This window comes from Pseudomonas sp. I8001 (genome assembly GCF_013385345.1).
Classification (GTDB): Bacteria; Pseudomonadota; Gammaproteobacteria; order Pseudomonadales; family Pseudomonadaceae; genus Aquipseudomonas.
This window is the reverse complement of record NZ_JACAQC010000024.1, coordinates 1-16210: the sequence shown is the minus strand read 5'-3', so window position 1 is coordinate 16210 and position 16210 is coordinate 1. Positions and strand designations below refer to the sequence as shown.

13 protein-coding genes are annotated in these 16210 nt (G+C 62.2%); 1 reads left to right on the top strand and 12 read right to left on the bottom strand.

Annotated elements, in window-relative coordinates; all coding sequences use genetic code 11:
- Positions 1-114: 114 nt before the first annotated feature.
- A complete protein-coding gene (locus HX839_RS16570) occupies positions 115-1224 on the bottom strand; it encodes a DSD1 family PLP-dependent enzyme (protein WP_177067357.1) in 1110 nt (369 codons plus the stop codon).
- A gap of 57 nt (positions 1225-1281) precedes the next feature.
- Here HX839_RS16570 and HX839_RS16565 point away from each other — a divergent pair, with 57 nt between their 5' ends.
- Positions 1282-1908, top strand: coding sequence for a transcriptional regulator (locus HX839_RS16565; protein WP_177067356.1), 627 nt, complete (start codon positions 1282-1284; stop codon positions 1906-1908).
- Position 1909: 1 nt separating this feature from the next.
- On the opposite strand, the gene HX839_RS16560 is transcribed toward HX839_RS16565, so the two are convergent.
- From HX839_RS16560 to HX839_RS16510, 11 genes are all read right to left on the bottom strand, one after another.
- The gene (locus HX839_RS16560) at positions 1910-2287 is read right to left on the bottom strand and encodes a RidA family protein (protein ID WP_177067355.1); all 378 of its coding nucleotides are present in this window, start codon (positions 2285-2287) and stop codon (positions 1910-1912) included.
- A gap of 12 nt (positions 2288-2299) precedes the next feature.
- On the bottom strand, positions 2300-3547 hold the full coding sequence (locus tag HX839_RS16555) for a dicarboxylate/amino acid:cation symporter (RefSeq protein ID WP_177067354.1): 1248 nt from the start codon (positions 3545-3547) through the stop codon (positions 2300-2302).
- Positions 3548-3669: 122 nt separating this feature from the next.
- On the bottom strand, positions 3670-4629 hold the full coding sequence (locus tag HX839_RS16550; protein WP_003212540.1) for a threo-3-hydroxy-L-aspartate ammonia-lyase: 960 nt from the start codon (positions 4627-4629) through the stop codon (positions 3670-3672).
- A gap of 105 nt (positions 4630-4734) precedes the next feature.
- A complete protein-coding gene (locus HX839_RS16545; protein WP_023658820.1) occupies positions 4735-5523 on the bottom strand; it encodes an ABC transporter ATP-binding protein in 789 nt (262 codons plus the stop codon).
- 11 nt (positions 5524-5534) lie between these two features.
- A complete protein-coding gene (locus HX839_RS16540) occupies positions 5535-6293 on the bottom strand; it encodes an ABC transporter permease (RefSeq protein WP_177027867.1) in 759 nt (252 codons plus the stop codon).
- Positions 6294-6302: 9 nt separating this feature from the next.
- The gene (locus HX839_RS16535) at positions 6303-7064 is read right to left on the bottom strand and encodes an ABC transporter permease (RefSeq protein WP_008430524.1); all 762 of its coding nucleotides are present in this window, start codon (positions 7062-7064) and stop codon (positions 6303-6305) included.
- 259 nt (positions 7065-7323) lie between these two features.
- Positions 7324-9786 carry a TonB-dependent siderophore receptor gene (locus HX839_RS16530; RefSeq protein ID WP_177067353.1) on the bottom strand — a complete coding sequence of 821 codons (2463 nt, stop codon included), beginning with the start codon at positions 9784-9786 and terminating at the stop codon, positions 7324-7326.
- Between the two features lie 199 nt (positions 9787-9985).
- Positions 9986-12250, bottom strand: a complete 2265-nt coding sequence (locus HX839_RS16525; protein WP_087693871.1) for a TonB-dependent receptor — start codon at positions 12248-12250, stop codon at positions 9986-9988.
- A gap of 330 nt (positions 12251-12580) precedes the next feature.
- The gene (locus HX839_RS16520) at positions 12581-13639 is read right to left on the bottom strand and encodes an ABC transporter substrate-binding protein (protein WP_003212534.1); all 1059 of its coding nucleotides are present in this window, start codon (positions 13637-13639) and stop codon (positions 12581-12583) included.
- A gap of 126 nt (positions 13640-13765) precedes the next feature.
- Positions 13766-14815 carry an ABC transporter substrate-binding protein gene (locus HX839_RS16515; RefSeq protein ID WP_003212533.1) on the bottom strand — a complete coding sequence of 350 codons (1050 nt, stop codon included), beginning with the start codon at positions 14813-14815 and terminating at the stop codon, positions 13766-13768.
- A gap of 20 nt (positions 14816-14835) precedes the next feature.
- Positions 14836-15987 carry an LLM class flavin-dependent oxidoreductase gene (locus tag HX839_RS16510; RefSeq protein ID WP_008430513.1) on the bottom strand — a complete coding sequence of 384 codons (1152 nt, stop codon included), beginning with the start codon at positions 15985-15987 and terminating at the stop codon, positions 14836-14838.
- Between the last annotated feature and the right edge of the window lie 223 nt (positions 15988-16210).

Below are 16210 nucleotides of genomic sequence, written 5' to 3'. Positions count from 1 at the left end.
GACCGTGCCCGCTTTAGCTTCTGATTTGGCTTTTAACACTCAAGCCGGCTTTCAGGCCGCTGTAAGAGCGGAACCAATATCGGCCACCACCCAAATAACGGATATGCCCCCGATCTACCACCCTCGCAACCGCTCCCAAACCTGCACCTCACCATTCTCCAGCAGCGCGCCATAGCTGCCGAACTGCGTCCCCGTAGCACACGCATGGTTAGGCAAAACCCTCAGCCGCGTCCCCAGCGGAAACCGCTCAACCACATCCACCGCCACCCCGTCGAACCAAGCCACCCCATGCTCCTGATTCGCGCTGCCCACCAGCAACCCCTCAATCACCTCACCACCCTCGGTACACACCTGCCCATAACCAAAATCCCGCTTCTGCGACTGCGTCCCACGATCCCGACTCATCGCCATCCACCCCGCGTCGGTAATGATCCAGCCCTTTTCCACCTGATGCCCGATCACCGTAGTCAGCACACTCAACGCCAGCTCATCAATGCGGCACACCCCAACGTTATGCATCACCAAATCAAAAAACGCATAAACCCCGGCCCGCAGCTCAGTCACACCCTCCAGGCTCACCGCCGACAGCGCCGTGGGCGTCGAACCCACACTCACCTGCAAGCAAGGCAACCCCGCCCCCCGAATCACCTCGGCCGCTGCAACACAGCGCGCCCGTTCCTGCTCGGCAATCGCCCGCAACGCCTCAGGCGTATCCAGCCCGTAACTTTCCCCGGCATGAGTCAACACCCCGGCAAGCATCCCGCCGCCATACAGCAGCCTGGCGATCTCCAGCAACAGCGGATCCTGAGGCTTCACCCCGGACCGGTGCCCATCACAGTCAATCTCAATCAGCACCGCAAAAACCTCACCCTGCAGCGCACCAAACTCGACAATCGCCCGGGCCCCGGCAAGGCTGTCGGTGATCAGCGTCAGCGCACACCCCTGACGACGCAACGCCAACGCCTGAGGCAATTTATGCGGCGCCATCGCCACCGCATACAGAACGTCCCGAATGCCGAGGTCGAAAAAATACTCGGCCTCCTTCAACGTCGAAACCGTAATCCCCGTGGCCCCGGCAGCGATTTGCGCCGCCACCACCTCGGCACATTTATGGGTCTTCACATGGGGCCGCAAGCTCACACCCAAGTCATCGGCACGCTGCTGCATACGCAGGATATTGCGCTGCATCCGGCTCACATCCAGCAAAGCTGTCGGGGTTTCCATCGTGCACACTCCAAAAGGTAAATTGACGGTCTATCCAGTACTGGATATGTTGTCTGAATGAAAAAACACACTCCCGAACAAGCGGCCTTGATCAGCCAGCTCGAACAGATTGCCGAAGGCCTGAGCAAGACCTTCAGCCCGTTTTGCGAGGTCGTGCTGCACGACCTGCGCGACCCGCAGCACGCAATCATGGCCATCCACAACAACCTCTCCGGGCGCCGGCCGGGTGACCCGGCCACCGAGCTGGGCCTGGCGCGGATTGCCGATCCCGACTACCCGCAGGTGATCGCCAACTACCAGAACCAGTTCGCCGACGGGCGTCAGGTCAAGAGCACTTCCATCGGTATCAAGGACTCCACCGGCAAGTACGTGGCGGCCTTGTGCATGAACGTCGACCTCTCGTTGTTCCGTGGCTTGCAGGGCATGCTGGAACAGTTCGGCTCGGTCAGCGGCGACCGGCCCGCCGAGTCTCTCGACCCGTCCGGTGCGGACGCCATTCGTGCGCGCATCGACCAGTTCGCCGCACGCCTGGCGACCACCCCACGTGCCCTCAAGGCCGCCGACCGGCGGCTGCTGATGCAAGAGCTGAAAGAAGCCGGCGTGATGGACATCCGGCGTGCCATGGAAACGGTTGCCTCACACCTTGGGGTCTCGCGGGCGGCGGTCTACACCTACGCCAAATGACCTATGCCGAGCGCGCCACGGCTTCGATTTCAATCAGATAGCCGTGGTGCAGTTCCGGCACCGGCACCACCGCGCGGGCGGGGCGGTGATCTCCCAGCGCAGCGGCGTACAAGCCATCAAATTCAGGCCAGTGTTTTACCCCCACCACGTACACCGTGACTTTCACCAGGTCTGCGGGTGAGCCGCCTGCGGCCTTCAAAATCGCCATCAGATTGTCCAGGGTCACTTGAGCCTGTTCGGCAAACGAAGCCTCGAGGTTATGACGCCCGTCAGGGCTCACCGGCAATTGACCGGAGATGTACAGCGTGCCCTGGTGGCTCACGGCCTGGGAGTAGTGACCGGCAGGCTGGGAGGCAGTGGCTGTGTGGTGAATCTTCATGATCGGCAGTTCTCAAGCAAGGGAGGGAAGGGGAGCAGGTTGTTCATCGGTGGCACCGTGGCCAATCACCGCCGTGGCCACGCCGCAGCCGAACACGTTGGTGGCGGTACGGCCCATGTCGAGGATCGGGTCCACGGCGAGGATCAGCAGCAAACCGGCTTCCGGCAGGCCGACCATCGGCAGGCCCGCCGCGAGCACCACCAGTGAGCCGCGCGCCACGCCGGCGGTGCCTTTGCTGATGACGAGCAAGGTCAGTAGGATCATTACCTGATGGCCGAAGCTCATCTCGATGCCATAGGCCTGGGCGATGAACATCACGATAAACGCCTGGTACATCATCGAACCGTCGAGGTTGAACGAGTAACCCAGGGGCAGCACAAAACTGTTGATGCGCTTGGGCGAGCCGAAGCTGTCCAGGGCTGCGATGGTCTTGGGGTAGGCCGCCTCGCTGCTGGCGGTGGAGAACGCCAGCAAAACCGGGCTGCGCAGCAACTGCAACAGTTGTTTGAAACGTGCGCCCAGCGCCAGGTAACCCACGCCGCTGATCACCAGCCACAGCACCGCCAGGCCCAGGTAGAACTGCGCGATCAACTTGCCAAAGCTGACCACCATCCCCAGCCCGTACAGGCTGATGGTGGCGGCAATTGCGGCAAACACCGCCAGCGGCGCGATCACCATCACGTATTCGGTGATGCGGAACATCACCTGGGTCAGTTCTTCCAGCACGTGCAGGATCGGCGACCTGGCGCTGCCCTTGACGAACGCCAGCGCTGCGCCGAAGAACAACGAAAACACCACGATTTGCAGCACCTCATTGTTGCCCATGGCCTCGACGATGCTGCGGGGGAATACATGGGACAAAAAACCCGACAGGTTGAAGCTGGCGGTGTTCAAACCGCTGTTGCCGTTGGCCGCCACACTCAGGGTGAGCCCCGCGCCTGGCTGAAACAGATTGGCCAATGTCAAACCGATCAGCAGCGATACCACGGACGCAATCAAAAACCAGGTCATCGCCTTCAACCCGACACGGCCGATGGAACCGCTGTCGGCCATGCTCGCCACGCCACTGATCAACGTCGCCAGCACCAGCGGCGCGATGACCATCTTGATCAGGCGCAAAAACACGTCGGTGACCATGCTGAAGTAAGCCGCGATGGTCTTGGCGGTGTCGGTGTCCAGTTGGGCATGCAGCACGGCCCCCACCAGCACGCCAAGGATGATCGCAATCACAATGGCCCGGGCCAGGTAACGATTTTTCATAAGCACCTCTTGTTGTTAACGCTCAGGGAACACCCGGGCATTTTTTATAGGCGGCAGAAATTGCAGGCAGCAGGAAGCCATGTGGCAAGCACGCTCGCCACAGTATTTTCTTGTTAGAGGTTTTAGCCCTTTAGCAGGCTCGCGTACTTCTCGATATCGACGTTGCCACCGGTCACGATGATGCCCACGCGCTGGCCCCGGAACTGCTGCTTGAGGTTGCGCAAGGCCGCAAGGCCGAGGCAACCGGTGGGCTCCACGACCATCTTCATGCGTTGCATGAAGAACCTCATCGACTCCACTAACTCGGCGTCCGAGACCGTAAGGATGTCATTCACGTTCTCGCGGATGATCGGGAAGGTGTGATTGCCAAGGTGCTGGGTCTGGGCGCCGTCTGCGATGGTCGCGGGCGTGTCGATGTGCACGATGCTGCCGGTCTGGAAGGAGCGCTGACCGTCATTCCCGGCTTCGGGCTCGACCCCGTACAGCAGGCAATCAGGCGACAACGCACGGGTGGCCAATGCCGTACCGGAGAGCATACCGCCACCGCCCAGGCCGACAAACAAGGCATCCAGTGGGCCGGTGAATTCCAGCAACTCCTTGGCGGCAGTGCCCTGGCCGGCCAGCACGTCCGGGTGGTCGTAGGAGGGGATCAACGTCATGCCGTGCTGCTCGGCCAGGGTGCGGCCGATCTGCTCGCGGTCTTCGGTGATACGGTCGTAGAACACTACGGTCGCGCCGTATTCCCGGGTGGCGGCGACCTTGGCAGCCGGGGCGTCGGTGGGCATTACGATGGTGGCCGGCATCTGCAACAGGCGGGCGGCCAGTGCGATGCCTTGGGCGTGATTGCCCGAGGAAAACGCCACTACACCCGCCTTGCGCTGCGCCTCGTCAAACCGGGAAAGCGCATTGAACGCACCGCGAAACTTGAATGAACCGGTGCGTTGCAGGTTTTCGCATTTGATGAACACCTGGGCGCCGGTCTCGGCATCGAGGGTGCGCGAGGTGAACACCGGCGTGCGGTTGGCGAAGCCCTCCAGGCGTTCGGCGGCTTTGATCACGTCATGGTACGAAGACAGTTGCATGGAAAGGACCTCTGAAAATGAACCGGGCACGAGCGCATTGCATTTGCTGTCTGGATAAAATATCCATAACTATACAAAATGTAAAGCTCGGCATGCCCACTGTCTTCAGTGCCCGACCAGCTCTTCAAGCAACCGGTCCTTGTAGCCCTGCAAGACCGGCGAACTGCGCTCCCTCGGATGTGGCAAGTCCACCCGGATTTCATGCTTGATCCGCCCCGGGTGGGCGTCCATCACGATCACCCGGTCACCCAGGTACAGCGCCTCTTCGATGTCATGGGTGACCATGATCACCGTGCAGCGCTGTTGCACCCAGATCCGTTGCAGCTCCCGCTGCAGGTGCACACGGGTCAGGGCGTCGAGGGCGCCCAGTGGTTCATCGAGCAACAGTACCTTGGGTTTATTGATCAGTGCCCGGGCGATTGCAGCACGTTGCGCCATGCCGCCGGAGAGCTGGTGCGGGTAGGCGTTTTCAAAGCCGGTGAGGTTGACCAGAGCGATATGTTCGGCCACTTGCCGATCCTTTTCGGACTGGGGCAGGTTGTGGTTTTTCAGGGCCAGGGCGATGTTCTGGCTGACGGTCATCCACGGGAACAGGCGGTGATCCTGGAACACAATGCCGCGCTCCAGGCTGGTGGCGGCGATGCGCTGGCCGTCCAGCAGGATATCGCCTTCGTACTCGGCCTCCAGCCCGACAATCAGGCGCAGCAAGGTGGATTTGCCGCAGCCGCTGGCGCCGACGATGCTGACAAACTCCCCTGGCCGCACGTCGAGGTTGATGTTGTGCAACACCGGCAGCGGCTTGCCTTCGATCCGATAGGCCTTGTTCAGGCCGCGAATCTGCAGGGCGCCGGTCTGCACGGCGGTGTGGAGGGCGTGGTGGGCGATTGCGTTCATGTTCATGGCCTTCAACGAATATTGCGCCAGCGCAGCACGTGGCGGCTGAGGCGGGTAAACAGCAGGTTCATCAGGTAGCCCAGCAGGCCGATGCACAGCACGCTGAGCACGATCACTTCCATGCGCGAGCCAGCCTCGGCATTCATCATCAGGTTGCCCAGGCCGGCGCCGGAGGACAGGAACAGCTCACTGCCGATCGCCGTGACCCAGGCGAAGGCGAGGGCATGCAACACGCCGGTGGCGATGCTCGGCAACGCCGCCGGCAACAGCACGTGCACGAACTGCTGCACCGGGCTGAGCACCAGCACCTGGCCGACTTCACGATAACGCCGCTCCACATGGCTGAAGCCCTGGTAGGTGTTGAGCACCATCGGGTAGAACGCCGCGAGGCTGACGATCAGCACCTTGGAGAACTCGCCATTGCCGAACCACATGGCAATCAACGGGATCCAGCCCAGCATCGGCACCTGGCGAATCGAATGGAACAGCGGGCCGATCAAACGGTTGGCCACACTCGACAGCGCCATCAGCACCCCCAGCACCACGCCGAACAGGATGCCCAGGGCCAGGCCGCCACTGGTGCGGGCCAGGCTGGCCAGCAGGTTGACCAGCAACTCGCCGTTACCGAGCATTTCCAGCAACGCCGAGCCGATCGCCGACAGCGGCACAAAGGCGTAGGCGCCGGCCGCGTCCTGGCGCGAGGCGTATTCCCAGGCGAGGATCAACAGCAGCGGCAGCAACAGGCCGCGGGATTTTTTCAAGAGGGTCATGCCGGGCTCCTAGCGGGTCTGCCAGCGAAACAGCCGCTGTTCCAGTGAACGAAAGCCAAAGTCGAGGGCAAAACCAATCAGCCCGGTGACCACCACACCCACCATCACCACGTCGATGCGCAGCATCTGCCGGGCCATCTCGATCATCTGCCCCAGGCCGCTGTCGGCCGCCAGCAGTTCGGTGGCCACCAGCACCACCCAGGCGCGGGTCAGGCTGATACGAAAACCGGTGATGATCGGCGGCGCGGCAGCGGGCAGGGCGATGCGCCAGACGAAGGTCGGCCAGCGCAGGCGGTACACGTCGGCCACTTCGAAGTAGCTGCGGGGAATGCCCTTGACGCCTTCGCTGGCGGCCAGGGCCACCGGGAAAAATGCGGTCTTGGCGACGATGATGATCTTGAAGGTTTCATCAATGCCGAACAGCAGCACGAACATCGGGATCAGCGCGATGCTGGGGATCTGGCGCAAGGTGTGGAACAGCGGGGCGCAATACACCTCGACGTTCTTTGACAGGGCCATCAGCACGCCGAAGGCCAGGCCGCACAGCGAGCCGATGCCAAAGCCCAGACCGAGCCGGGACAGGCTGTTGCCCAGGTGTTCAGCGAGTTCGCCGCTGGCGAGCAGTTCTTCAAAGGTTTGCAGGACCTGGGCCGGCGGTACCAGCAGGTTGCGCGGGAAGATCCCGAGGTGCGCCACCAGCGTCCAGGTGGCGAGCAGGGCCAGCGGCGAGATGAGCCAGGTCAGGGCAGTGAGCAATCGGTAAGGGCGCATGGCGGGTCTTATTTCAGCGAAGTACCCGGGGGCTATCGCAAGACATGTGCCAGTGAACACAACAGGGGAGAACAATGAAGGCCAAATGTGGGAGCTGGCGTGCCTGCGATGACGGTGGCCAGTAAACATTGAGGCTGGCTGATCCACCGTCATCGCAGGCAAGCCAGCTCCCACAATGGATGGGTGTACATCCGAATGCCCGAATGATGCCTGGCCAACAATGGGGTGCTGCTGCAGCAACACCTCATCAGCAATTACCTCAGAAGTCGTAGCTCACACTGGTGTAGTAGAACGCACCCTGGGCGCCTTCAGGACTGGTGATCGAGTAGATCGGCACACCGTACAACTGCGCGCCGGAAGCCTTGTCCGGGTGAGTGTTGAACAGGTTCGTCGCACCGGCTGAAAGCTTGATCCCCTTGCCAAGGTTGTAGGATACGTCCAGGTCGGTGACCCATTGCGGGCTGAAGGTCTGGTCGAGGTTCGGGTTGGCGGCATTGAGGCTTTTCCATTCGCCATAACGGCGCTGGGCCACGGTGACTCCCCACTTTTCATAGGCCCAGTTGGCGCTGAGGGTCAGCTTGTAGTCCGGGGTGCCGTGCTCGATCAGGCCTTGGGTGGTGCGGCCGATGATCTGGTTGCCCGCGATGTTGCCGACGTTGCGCAGGTCGGTGATTTGCGTGCGATTACGCGCATAGCCGGCGTTGAAGTTCACCCGGCCCCATTGCTGCAGGTCGAGTTTGTAGTTGCCGGTCAGTTCGATACCGTCGGTGCGGGTGTCGGCGATGTTGGTGTAGAACGCCGCGCTCTGGATATTGGCGTAAGGCGTCCCGGCGAAGATCGGCGAGACCACCGAGGCCGGCAATTGGTCGGACAGGGTAATGCGGTTGTTGATGTTGATGCGGTAGGCATCCACCGTCACCGATGCGTTGTCCAGCGGTTGCCAGACCAGGCCCAGCGAGTAGTTGGTCGACTCCTCGGGCTTGAGCTGTGTGCCGCCCAGGGCCTGGGCTTCCGGGCTGTTGGCGCGCAAGGTGCGCTGCTGCACCTCGACGTAGTTGCCGCTGCCCGGCGGCTGTTCCACCACCTGCACACTGAACGACGACATGCCGCTCTGCGCCAGGGACGGTGCGCGATAGCCGGTGCTGGCGCTGGCCCGTGCGGCGATCTGCGGGGTGAAGTCGTAGCGCAGCGACAGCTTGCCGTTGGTGGTGTCGCCAAAGTCCGAATAGTGCTCGGTACGCACTGCGACACCGGCCTGGAACTTCTCGGTGACCTGGCCTTCGACATCCAGATACGCGCCCAGCACCTTGCGTTGCAGCGAGTCGGCATCCACCGGGGTGATACCCGAGTAATACCCGGTGAGCCGGCGTCCGGTCACCGGGTCAACGGTGTTGAACAGCGGGCCGTTCTGCGAGGCGGCCGGCGCGCCTGCGCTCAACTGATAATTTTCCTGGCGCCAGGCCAGGCCTGCGGAGACGGTCAGCGGCTTGAACAGCAAGTCGGTGGGGAAGTCCCGCACCCAATCCAGGGTCACGTTGGTCTGGTCGTTCTTGCGCTCGCCGGTGTAGATCGTCGCCGGGCTGTTGGTGCCCCAACTGGGGTTGATCGCGTTGTAGTCGGTGGACTTGACGATGTTGGTGCCGTGGTTCAGCGCCAGGTCGAACTTGCCCAGTTGCTCGTTTTCGTACCGCAGGCCACCGGTGGCGGCATAGTCCTCCAGGGTGTAGCGCGTGATCGGCAAACGGCCGTCCGGATAACGCTGCAAGGAAACGCTGCCGTAGTTGTTGTACAGCGCGGTGGGCGGGTCAAAAAAACCGGTGGAGTCGGTGTTCTTGTGGGAATAGGTGGCGAACCCGTAGGCGGTCAATCCTTCGCCCACACCCATCTCGCCGTTGGCCAGGAAGTTGTACTGGTCGGAGACACTGTTGGAGCCCCAGTTCCAGGTGCGATAGCGGTTGTTCTGCTCGCGCGGCGTGTCCACGCTGGTGTCGCCGCGATAAAAGATTCGGTTGTCCGGGTTGGTGTCGCTGGCCGGGTCCTGGCTGCCGGCATCGAAACTCAAAGTCAGGAAACCGTCATTCGGCAGTTCGAAGCCTTTCCAGCCGCTGTACTTGCGCTGCATGCCATCGCCCTTGTTGTAGCCACCGAAACGGTAGCCGACGTTGCCGCCGTCGTCTTTTTGCTTGAGCACGATGTTGATCACCCCGGCAATCGCATCGGAGCCGTATTGAGCGGCGGCGCCGTCACGCAGGATCTCCACGTGGTCGATCGCGCTCAACGGGATCAGGCTCAAGTCCACCGCTGCCGCGCCACGACCGTTGGCCAGGCTCTGGCGGGTGATGTTGGCGCTGGTGTGGCGGCGCTTGCCATCCACCAATACCAGCACCTGGTCGGAAGCCAGGCCGCGCAGCGAGGCGCCCTGGGCGATGGAACCGGCAAATGCACCCTGGGGCGACTGCGGGAAGCTGAAGGACGGCGACAGTGCGGTCAGTGCGCCGGACAGGTCGGCAGCGCCGGTTTGCTGCAATTGCTCGCCGCTCAGCACATCTACCGGTGCGGCGCTTTGCAGGGCGGTGACGTCGCTGCGGCGGGTGCCGAGTACCACCACGGTGTCGAGCTTGTCGGTCTTGGCAGTGGGCTGCGCATCGGCGGCTACAGCAGGCACGGCAAGGCTGCCCATGACCAGCGCGATGGCGCCGGCCAACGGAGTACGGTGGAACATAGAAAGGTCCTTTCGAAGCGTGTTGACGATGGCGGCCGGGCGCTATGGCTCAAACAAAGAAGGTCAACTGTGGGAGCGGGCTTGCCTGCGATGATGGCGGCACAGCCACATAATGGTTGGCTGACCCACCGCTATCGCAGGCAAGCCAGCTCCCACATTTGATCTCCGGCGTTTAGTGAATAGTGTCCGGCGGCTGAAGTTAGAAGCGGCTGGTCACGCTCAGCCCCACGGTGCGTGGGTCGCCGTAAGTGATCACGTACTGCCCCAGCCCGCCGTTCGGCCGGCCATGCACCTGATAGCGGCGGTCGGTGAGGTTGTTCACAAACCCGGTGACGCTGAGTTTTTCGTCGGCGCTGTACCAGGTCAGGCGGCTGTTGGCCAAGGTGTAGTGCGGCTGGCTCAAGTCCTTGTCGGCGCTGCTCTGGCGGTCGGCGAGGAAGTATTCCTTGTCGCGAAAACTCACGTCGGCACCGGCCACCAGCTTGCCGCCGATTTCCAGCGGGATGGTGTAGTCGCCACCCAGCGACACCACGTTGCGCGGCGAGCGCACAAAGCTGTTGCCGCTGTAGTCACCCGTGACCGCACCGGTGTTGGGGTTGGTGTTTTTGAAGTCGGTGTATTCGGTATCCAGGAACGAAATCGCCGCCCGCAGGTGCAGGTAGTCGGTGGGTTGGCCTTCCAGTTCCAGCTCGGCGCCCTTGACCTTGCCCTTGGCGCCGTTGGTCAGCGCGGTGGTCAGTACGCCGTTGTTGACGGTCAGCAGGTTGACCTGAATGTCCGAGTAGTCGTAGTAGAAGATGTTCGCGTTGGCCGTCAGGCGATGGTTGAACCACTCGGACTTCACGCCGAATTCGTAGGCATCGAGTTGTTCCGGGTCCACCGTGGTCAGCTGCGACAGGCTGGTGGACAGCCCGGTGTTGAAGCCGCCCGAGCGGAAGCCGTGGGCATAGCGGAAGAACACCCGCACGTTGTCGTTGATCCGGTATTCCGGGGTCAGGTCATAGGTCCAGGCTTCCCAGGTCTTGTCTTCCTGGCGGTTGCCGTTGGTACCGACGCCGCCCAGGGGAATCAGCGGGCCATTGGCGGTGGCGCGCGTCAACTGAGTGAGGTTGAGGTCGATGTCTTTCTTTTCCTGGGTCCAGCGCAGGCCACCGGTCACGCTGAAGTTGTCGGTGAGGTCGTAGGTCAGGTTGCCGAACAGCGCGTAGCTGTCGGTGGTGTGGTTGTAATTGAGGTCGCGAAAGTCCGTCGCGCCGTTGACCTGGTTCGAGCCGGTGCCATTGGGTGTCGGGCCCGGGGCGATGAAGCGTCCGGCGCTGCTGTCCAGGTCTTCATGGAAATAGTGCGCGCCGGCCAACCAGCGCAGGGTTTCCTGCTGGGGCGAGGCCAGGCGGATTTCCTGGGAGTACTGGGTGTATTTGTTGTCGGCGGTAGAGGTGCCGTTGACCTCGTAGGGCGTGTAGTCGGCATCGCCACTGGACTGGCCGCGGATGTAGTCGTAGGCGCTGATGGACGTGAGGGTGTAATCGCCCAGGTGCCAGTTGAGGGTCAGCGAAGTACCGTCATGGTTGAGCTTGGAGTCGTCGTCCACGTTCAGCGCAATGTTGCGCCCGGCGGGGCGTGTGTAGCCCACGTTGTAGTAGCGGCCGAGGGTCAGCGCACCGTTGGCGCCGTCGCCCTTGAACTCGCGGCTGTGGATCTTCCACAGCGCGTCCAGGTCCGGGTTGAGCTGGGCGAAGAATTGCAGGCGCACGGCCTTTTTGTTGACGTCGCCGTAGGTGTGATCGTCGATCAGGTTTTTCTGGAAACCGTCGCGTTCCTCGGAGTACAGCGAGATCCGCGCCGCGAGTTTTTCCGGAACCAGGGTGCCGCCGATGGCGCCGTTGACGATGCGTTCGTTCTTGCTGCCAAAACCGATCGTGCCATAGCCGTCGGTGTCGAAGGTCGGTTTCTTCGAGATGATATTCACCGCGCCGGCCGTGGTGTTCTTGCCATACAGCGTGCCTTGGGGGCCGCGCAGGATCTCGATGCGTTCGAGGTCAAACAGCGGACCGCCACCGGCAATCGGTGCGTTCAGGTACACGTCATCGGCGTAGATGCCCACCGGGTACACAGTGGCCGCGCCGGTGTCGCCGGTGCCCAGGCCACGGATGTACCAGCGCGGGCGCCCGTCGCCGTCGGGGTTTTTCGCCGAGGCGTTGGGAATGAAGGTGGTGATATCGCCCATCGACCGCACGCCGTCGGCAATGATGCTGGTGCCTTGTACCGCCGACACCGCGACCGGAACCTCTTGCAGGGTTTCTTCCCGGTGTTGTGCGGTGACGGTCACGGTCTTCAGCGACGGTTCGGTTTTGCCTGCATCGTTTTCGGCAGCGTCGGCGGCCAGCAGATGTTCGCTGGCGGTGCCGCCTGCCAGCAGTAAAGCGAGCCACAGGCCCTTGGTGATTGGATTAAGTGTGTGCATGAAATCTCCCCCGGAAAAGTTTCCTTGAAGGGGTTAGAGCAGAGATCGTGCCAAGCAGATTTCAGGGTCGATACATGGTTGTAAGATATTGATATATAACGATTAAAAAATTCAAGAAGAGGACGTTTTCGAACAATTGAAAGCGCAGCCGAAGGCCGCTTGAAAAGCCTGTCGAAGATTCAGCAGAAGTTGCTTGGAGGGTGCTGCTGGAGCAGCAGGGGAGGTGTTGCCGTAGCAGCTGTCGAGCCCCGGCGAGGCTGCGTAAACGGTGTATCTGACACACCGCAAACGCAGCCTCGCCGGGGCTCGACAGCTGCTACATGGGGGAGGTCAAACAGCCACGCGGGAGGTGGAGCCGATGACCTTTTCCAGCACGCTGAAATCAATCCAGTCGCGCACATCGAAGCGCCGTGGAATGAAGTTCCAGCGATGCAGGAAATCGGTGAAATCCTGCAAGGCTTCGATGGAGCGCGAATCGAGCGTGGTACGCAGCCGACGATGGGCATCTTCGCCGTAGGCCGCGGTTACCCAGTACTCGCTGGTGTTGAGTTCCTGTGCCAGGAAGCGCCGGGTCTCGTCCGGATTGGCCCAGGCCCATTGCTCGGTGCGCAGCACGGTGTCGACGATTTTCACGCTGGCGTCGAAGTGCTCCTGCAGCAGGTTGATGTCCACCGTCAGGGTGCGTGGCGTGCCGTTGTTGGAGCGGATCAGCGGGTCCGGGTGCGAACCGGTGTCCACCACCACATGCAGGCCGAACTCGTTGGCCAGGTGCACGGCGTGGGCACCCTTGAGGAAGATCGCGTCGATATCACCGCGCAGCAGGCCGATCAGTTCGTTGTTGCGGCGGCTGAAGCGGCTCACCCCCAGGCTCGCCGGGGAGCCGTAGACGTATTGCACCTGGTTGTCGCTGTAGGTGCCGCCGTACGGGTAGTCCACCAGCTCTACGTCCGAGACTTCCAGGCCTTCGAGCTTGAGGGCGTTTTCCAGGCCGCGCAGGGCCTGGGCACGGGTGAAGTCGATCTGCACGTTGGCCCATTTCGGCAGGCCGAAGCGCCGGTTTTTCAAGTCGCGCACGCTGCGCACACCGCTCTCGGCGGTGGTCAGGATCAACTGCACCTCGTCGCTCCACGACAAACCCAACACCCGGGTTTCCACGCCACTGGCGTAGGCCCAGATCGCCGGGATATTACCGCCGTGGCGCACCGAGTTTTTCAGGTGATGGTCGTAATGCGCCTCGCGAACTTCCCGTTCCGTGGACTCGCGCAACGACTGGATATTGGTGCCAAAAGGCAGGAACGCCTCGGCTAGGCGACCGGACTGCACAGCAATGCCAAGACCGGTGGGAACCGGGCTGTGGGTGTACCAGAGAGTATCGAGTGGTTTGCTCATAAGGGTCTTCGTTCAAATCCATGAAATAGGAAACCTTTGCAGGAGCCCGGCTTGCCGGCGATGAGGCCCGAAAGGTCAATACCCCATTCAAGGCCGTCATCGCCGGCAAGCCGGCTCCTACAGGGGTTAGCCTGCCAGCGCGGTTTTGCCGTTCAAGAGTGCTTCCAGCGGCCGTGCATCAATCCATTCACGCACGTCGAAGCTTTTCGGGATAAAGCGCCAGCGGTGCAGGAAATGCGTGAAGTCCTGCAGCGCGGCAATTGCCTGTTCATCCAGTTCGGTGCGCAGGCGCAAGTGGGCGTCGTTGCCGTAGGCGGCGGTGACCCAATACTCACTGCTGTTGGTTTCCTGGGCCAGGTAGCGCCGGGTTTCCTCCGAGTGGGTGTGGGCCCATTGCTCGGCGCGCAGGACCGAGTCAAGAATGCCGGTGGCTACGTCGAAGTGGTTTTCCAGCAGGTTCAGGTCCACCGCCAGGGTGCGCGGCGTGCCGTTGTTGCTGCGGATCAGCGGGTCCGGGTGCGAGCCGGTGTCGATCACCGTGTGCAGGCCGAAATCATGAGCCTGTTGGGCGGCGTGGGCGCCCTTGAGGAAGATCGCATCGACTTCACCGCGCAGCAGGCCTATCAGCTCCAGGTTGCGTTCGCTGACTTTTTGCGTGACTGGCGTACCGGCGATATTGCGCACCGGGGTATCGCTGAAGGTGCCGCCGTAGCGGAAGTTCTTCAGCTTCACGTCGCCGACTTTCAGGCCTTCCAGTGACAACGCGTTTTCCAGCCCGCGCAGGGCCTGGGCGCGGGTGAAGTCGATCTGTGCGCCGGCCCAGTCCGGCAAGCCGAAAGTACGGCCCTTGAGGTCCTTGACGGTTTTGATGCCGCTGTCCTGGCGGGTCAGGATCAGTTGCACTTCATCTGCCCACGACAGGCCGATCACTCGGGTTTCCCGGCCTTGGGCGCGGGCCCAGATCGCCGGGATATTGCCGCCATGGCGTACCGAATTGCGCAGGGTGTGATCGAAGTGCGATTCGCGCACCGCCTTGTCATCGGACTCGCGCAGCGACTGCACCTCGGTGCCCAGGGCACCGACGGTGTCTTGCAGCCAGCCTTTTTGCACTGCAATGCCCAGGCCGGTGGGCACGGGGCAGCGGGTGTACCAGAGCGTATCGAGAGGTTGGGTCATCAGGAGTTCTCCCACAGCGTTCAGGCGCTGGCTTTCAAAGGTTGGATCGCCGGGCGTTGGTGCACAAGCGGCAGGACTTCCTGGCCAATGCGCAACGCTTCTTCCAGGTGTGGATTGCCGGCGAGGATGAAGGTCGAGAAGCCGGCGTCGCGGTATTCCACCAGGCGCTCGGCGATGTTCTGGTGGCTGCCGACCAGGCCCACGGTCGGACCCGGTTTGGCTTTGGCGAAACCGGCCCACAGGTTGGGACCGATGATCAGGTCATCGAAGCGGTCGACGTTCTGGTGGTACGCGGTCTGGCGTGCGCCGCCGACCGAGTCCGAGCCGCTGGTAAAGCCCTTGGCGACCTGGCTGCTCTTGCCTTCGAGCTTGTCGAACTGGCGACGCAGGTCTTTCCAGGCTTGCTCCTCGGTCTCCCGGGCGAACAGGTCTACCCGCAGGCCGAAGCGCACGGTGCGGCCTTGTTTGTCGGCCAGTTCGCGCACGCGCTCGATGTGTGGCTTGAGCTTGTCGATGGGTTCGGCCCAGTTCAGGTACACGTCGGCGTGTTTGGCGGCGACGTCGAGGGCGGCGTCGGAGAAACCGGAGAAGTACACGCCGGGCTTGCGTTCGTGGTGCAGGCCGTGGGGCAGAGCGCCGTTTTCCAGTTGGTAGATATCACCGTTGTAGGAGAATTTTTCGTGCTCCCAGAGGCCCTGGATGATGTCGAGGAATTCGCCGGTGCGCTTGTAGCGTAGGTCGTGTTCGAGGAAGTCACCGTTGGCGCGCTGGCTGGCGGGGTTGCCGCCGGTGATGATGTTCCACTCTACGCGGCCACGGCTGAGGTTTTGCAGGATCGCGGCTTGTTGGGCGGCGTAGGCGGGCAGGGTCCAGGTGGCCTGGAAGGCGATCAGGAATTTGATGCGCCGGGTTTCTCGGGCCAGGGCGGCGGCGACGATCCATGGTTCGGGGCCGGTGGGCAGCAGGGCGCCTTCGAAGCCGGCGAGTTCGGCGGCTTTGGCGACCTGAGCGATGTAGTCGATGTAGGTGAAGTCGTCGGGTTGGCCGTTGGGCAGGCGGCCTGGTGCGATGTTGCCGGGGCGGTAGGTGGGGTTGCCGCGGTTGTGTTTGTCGGTGGTGAGTTGGGGGCCGTCGGTGCCCAGCGGCAGGCGCCAGAAGAATTCAGTGGTCATGGGTGCTCCGGTTCAGTCGTATTGGGTGCGGGGACCTTTGGGGATTGGGACTGCAACGGGCATGCCATGGGGGCTTGGGCCAACGGGGGCAGGGGGTTGTGGGTTTTTTGGGGGTGGGGGTGCGTCTGTAGCAACACTGGGTCAGCAGTGGGTGCTGTAGGTGAAGCACTTTGTGTACATATCCGTTGTTGCGGTCCGTACAAAAAGCGGCAAAGTAACCAAA

What these genes read in the sequence shown, in the direction of transcription:
- HX839_RS16540 (WP_177027867.1), bottom strand. Translation starts at nt 6,293, where the DNA reads ATGACCCTCTTGAAAAAATCCCGCGGCCTGTTGCTGCCGCTGCTGTTG.
- HX839_RS16565 (WP_177067356.1), top strand. Translation starts at nt 1,282, where the DNA reads ATGAAAAAACACACTCCCGAACAAGCGGCCTTGATCAGCCAGCTCGAA.
- HX839_RS16545 (WP_023658820.1), bottom strand. Translation starts at nt 5,523, where the DNA reads ATGAACGCAATCGCCCACCACGCCCTCCACACCGCCGTGCAGACCGGC.
- HX839_RS16525 (WP_087693871.1), bottom strand. Translation starts at nt 12,250, where the DNA reads ATGCACACACTTAATCCAATCACCAAGGGCCTGTGGCTCGCTTTACTG.
- HX839_RS16520 (WP_003212534.1), bottom strand. Translation starts at nt 13,639, where the DNA reads ATGAGCAAACCACTCGATACTCTCTGGTACACCCACAGCCCGGTTCCC.
- HX839_RS16535 (WP_008430524.1), bottom strand. Translation starts at nt 7,064, where the DNA reads ATGCGCCCTTACCGATTGCTCACTGCCCTGACCTGGCTCATCTCGCCG.
- HX839_RS16530 (WP_177067353.1), bottom strand. Translation starts at nt 9,786, where the DNA reads ATGTTCCACCGTACTCCGTTGGCCGGCGCCATCGCGCTGGTCATGGGC.
- HX839_RS16555 (WP_177067354.1), bottom strand. Translation starts at nt 3,547, where the DNA reads ATGAAAAATCGTTACCTGGCCCGGGCCATTGTGATTGCGATCATCCTT.
- HX839_RS16515 (WP_003212533.1), bottom strand. Translation starts at nt 14,815, where the DNA reads ATGACCCAACCTCTCGATACGCTCTGGTACACCCGCTGCCCCGTGCCC.
- HX839_RS16560 (WP_177067355.1), bottom strand. Translation starts at nt 2,287, where the DNA reads ATGAAGATTCACCACACAGCCACTGCCTCCCAGCCTGCCGGTCACTAC.
- HX839_RS16550 (WP_003212540.1), bottom strand. Translation starts at nt 4,629, where the DNA reads ATGCAACTGTCTTCGTACCATGACGTGATCAAAGCCGCCGAACGCCTG.
- HX839_RS16510 (WP_008430513.1), bottom strand. Translation starts at nt 15,987, where the DNA reads ATGACCACTGAATTCTTCTGGCGCCTGCCGCTGGGCACCGACGGCCCC.
- HX839_RS16570 (WP_177067357.1), bottom strand. Translation starts at nt 1,224, where the DNA reads ATGGAAACCCCGACAGCTTTGCTGGATGTGAGCCGGATGCAGCGCAAT.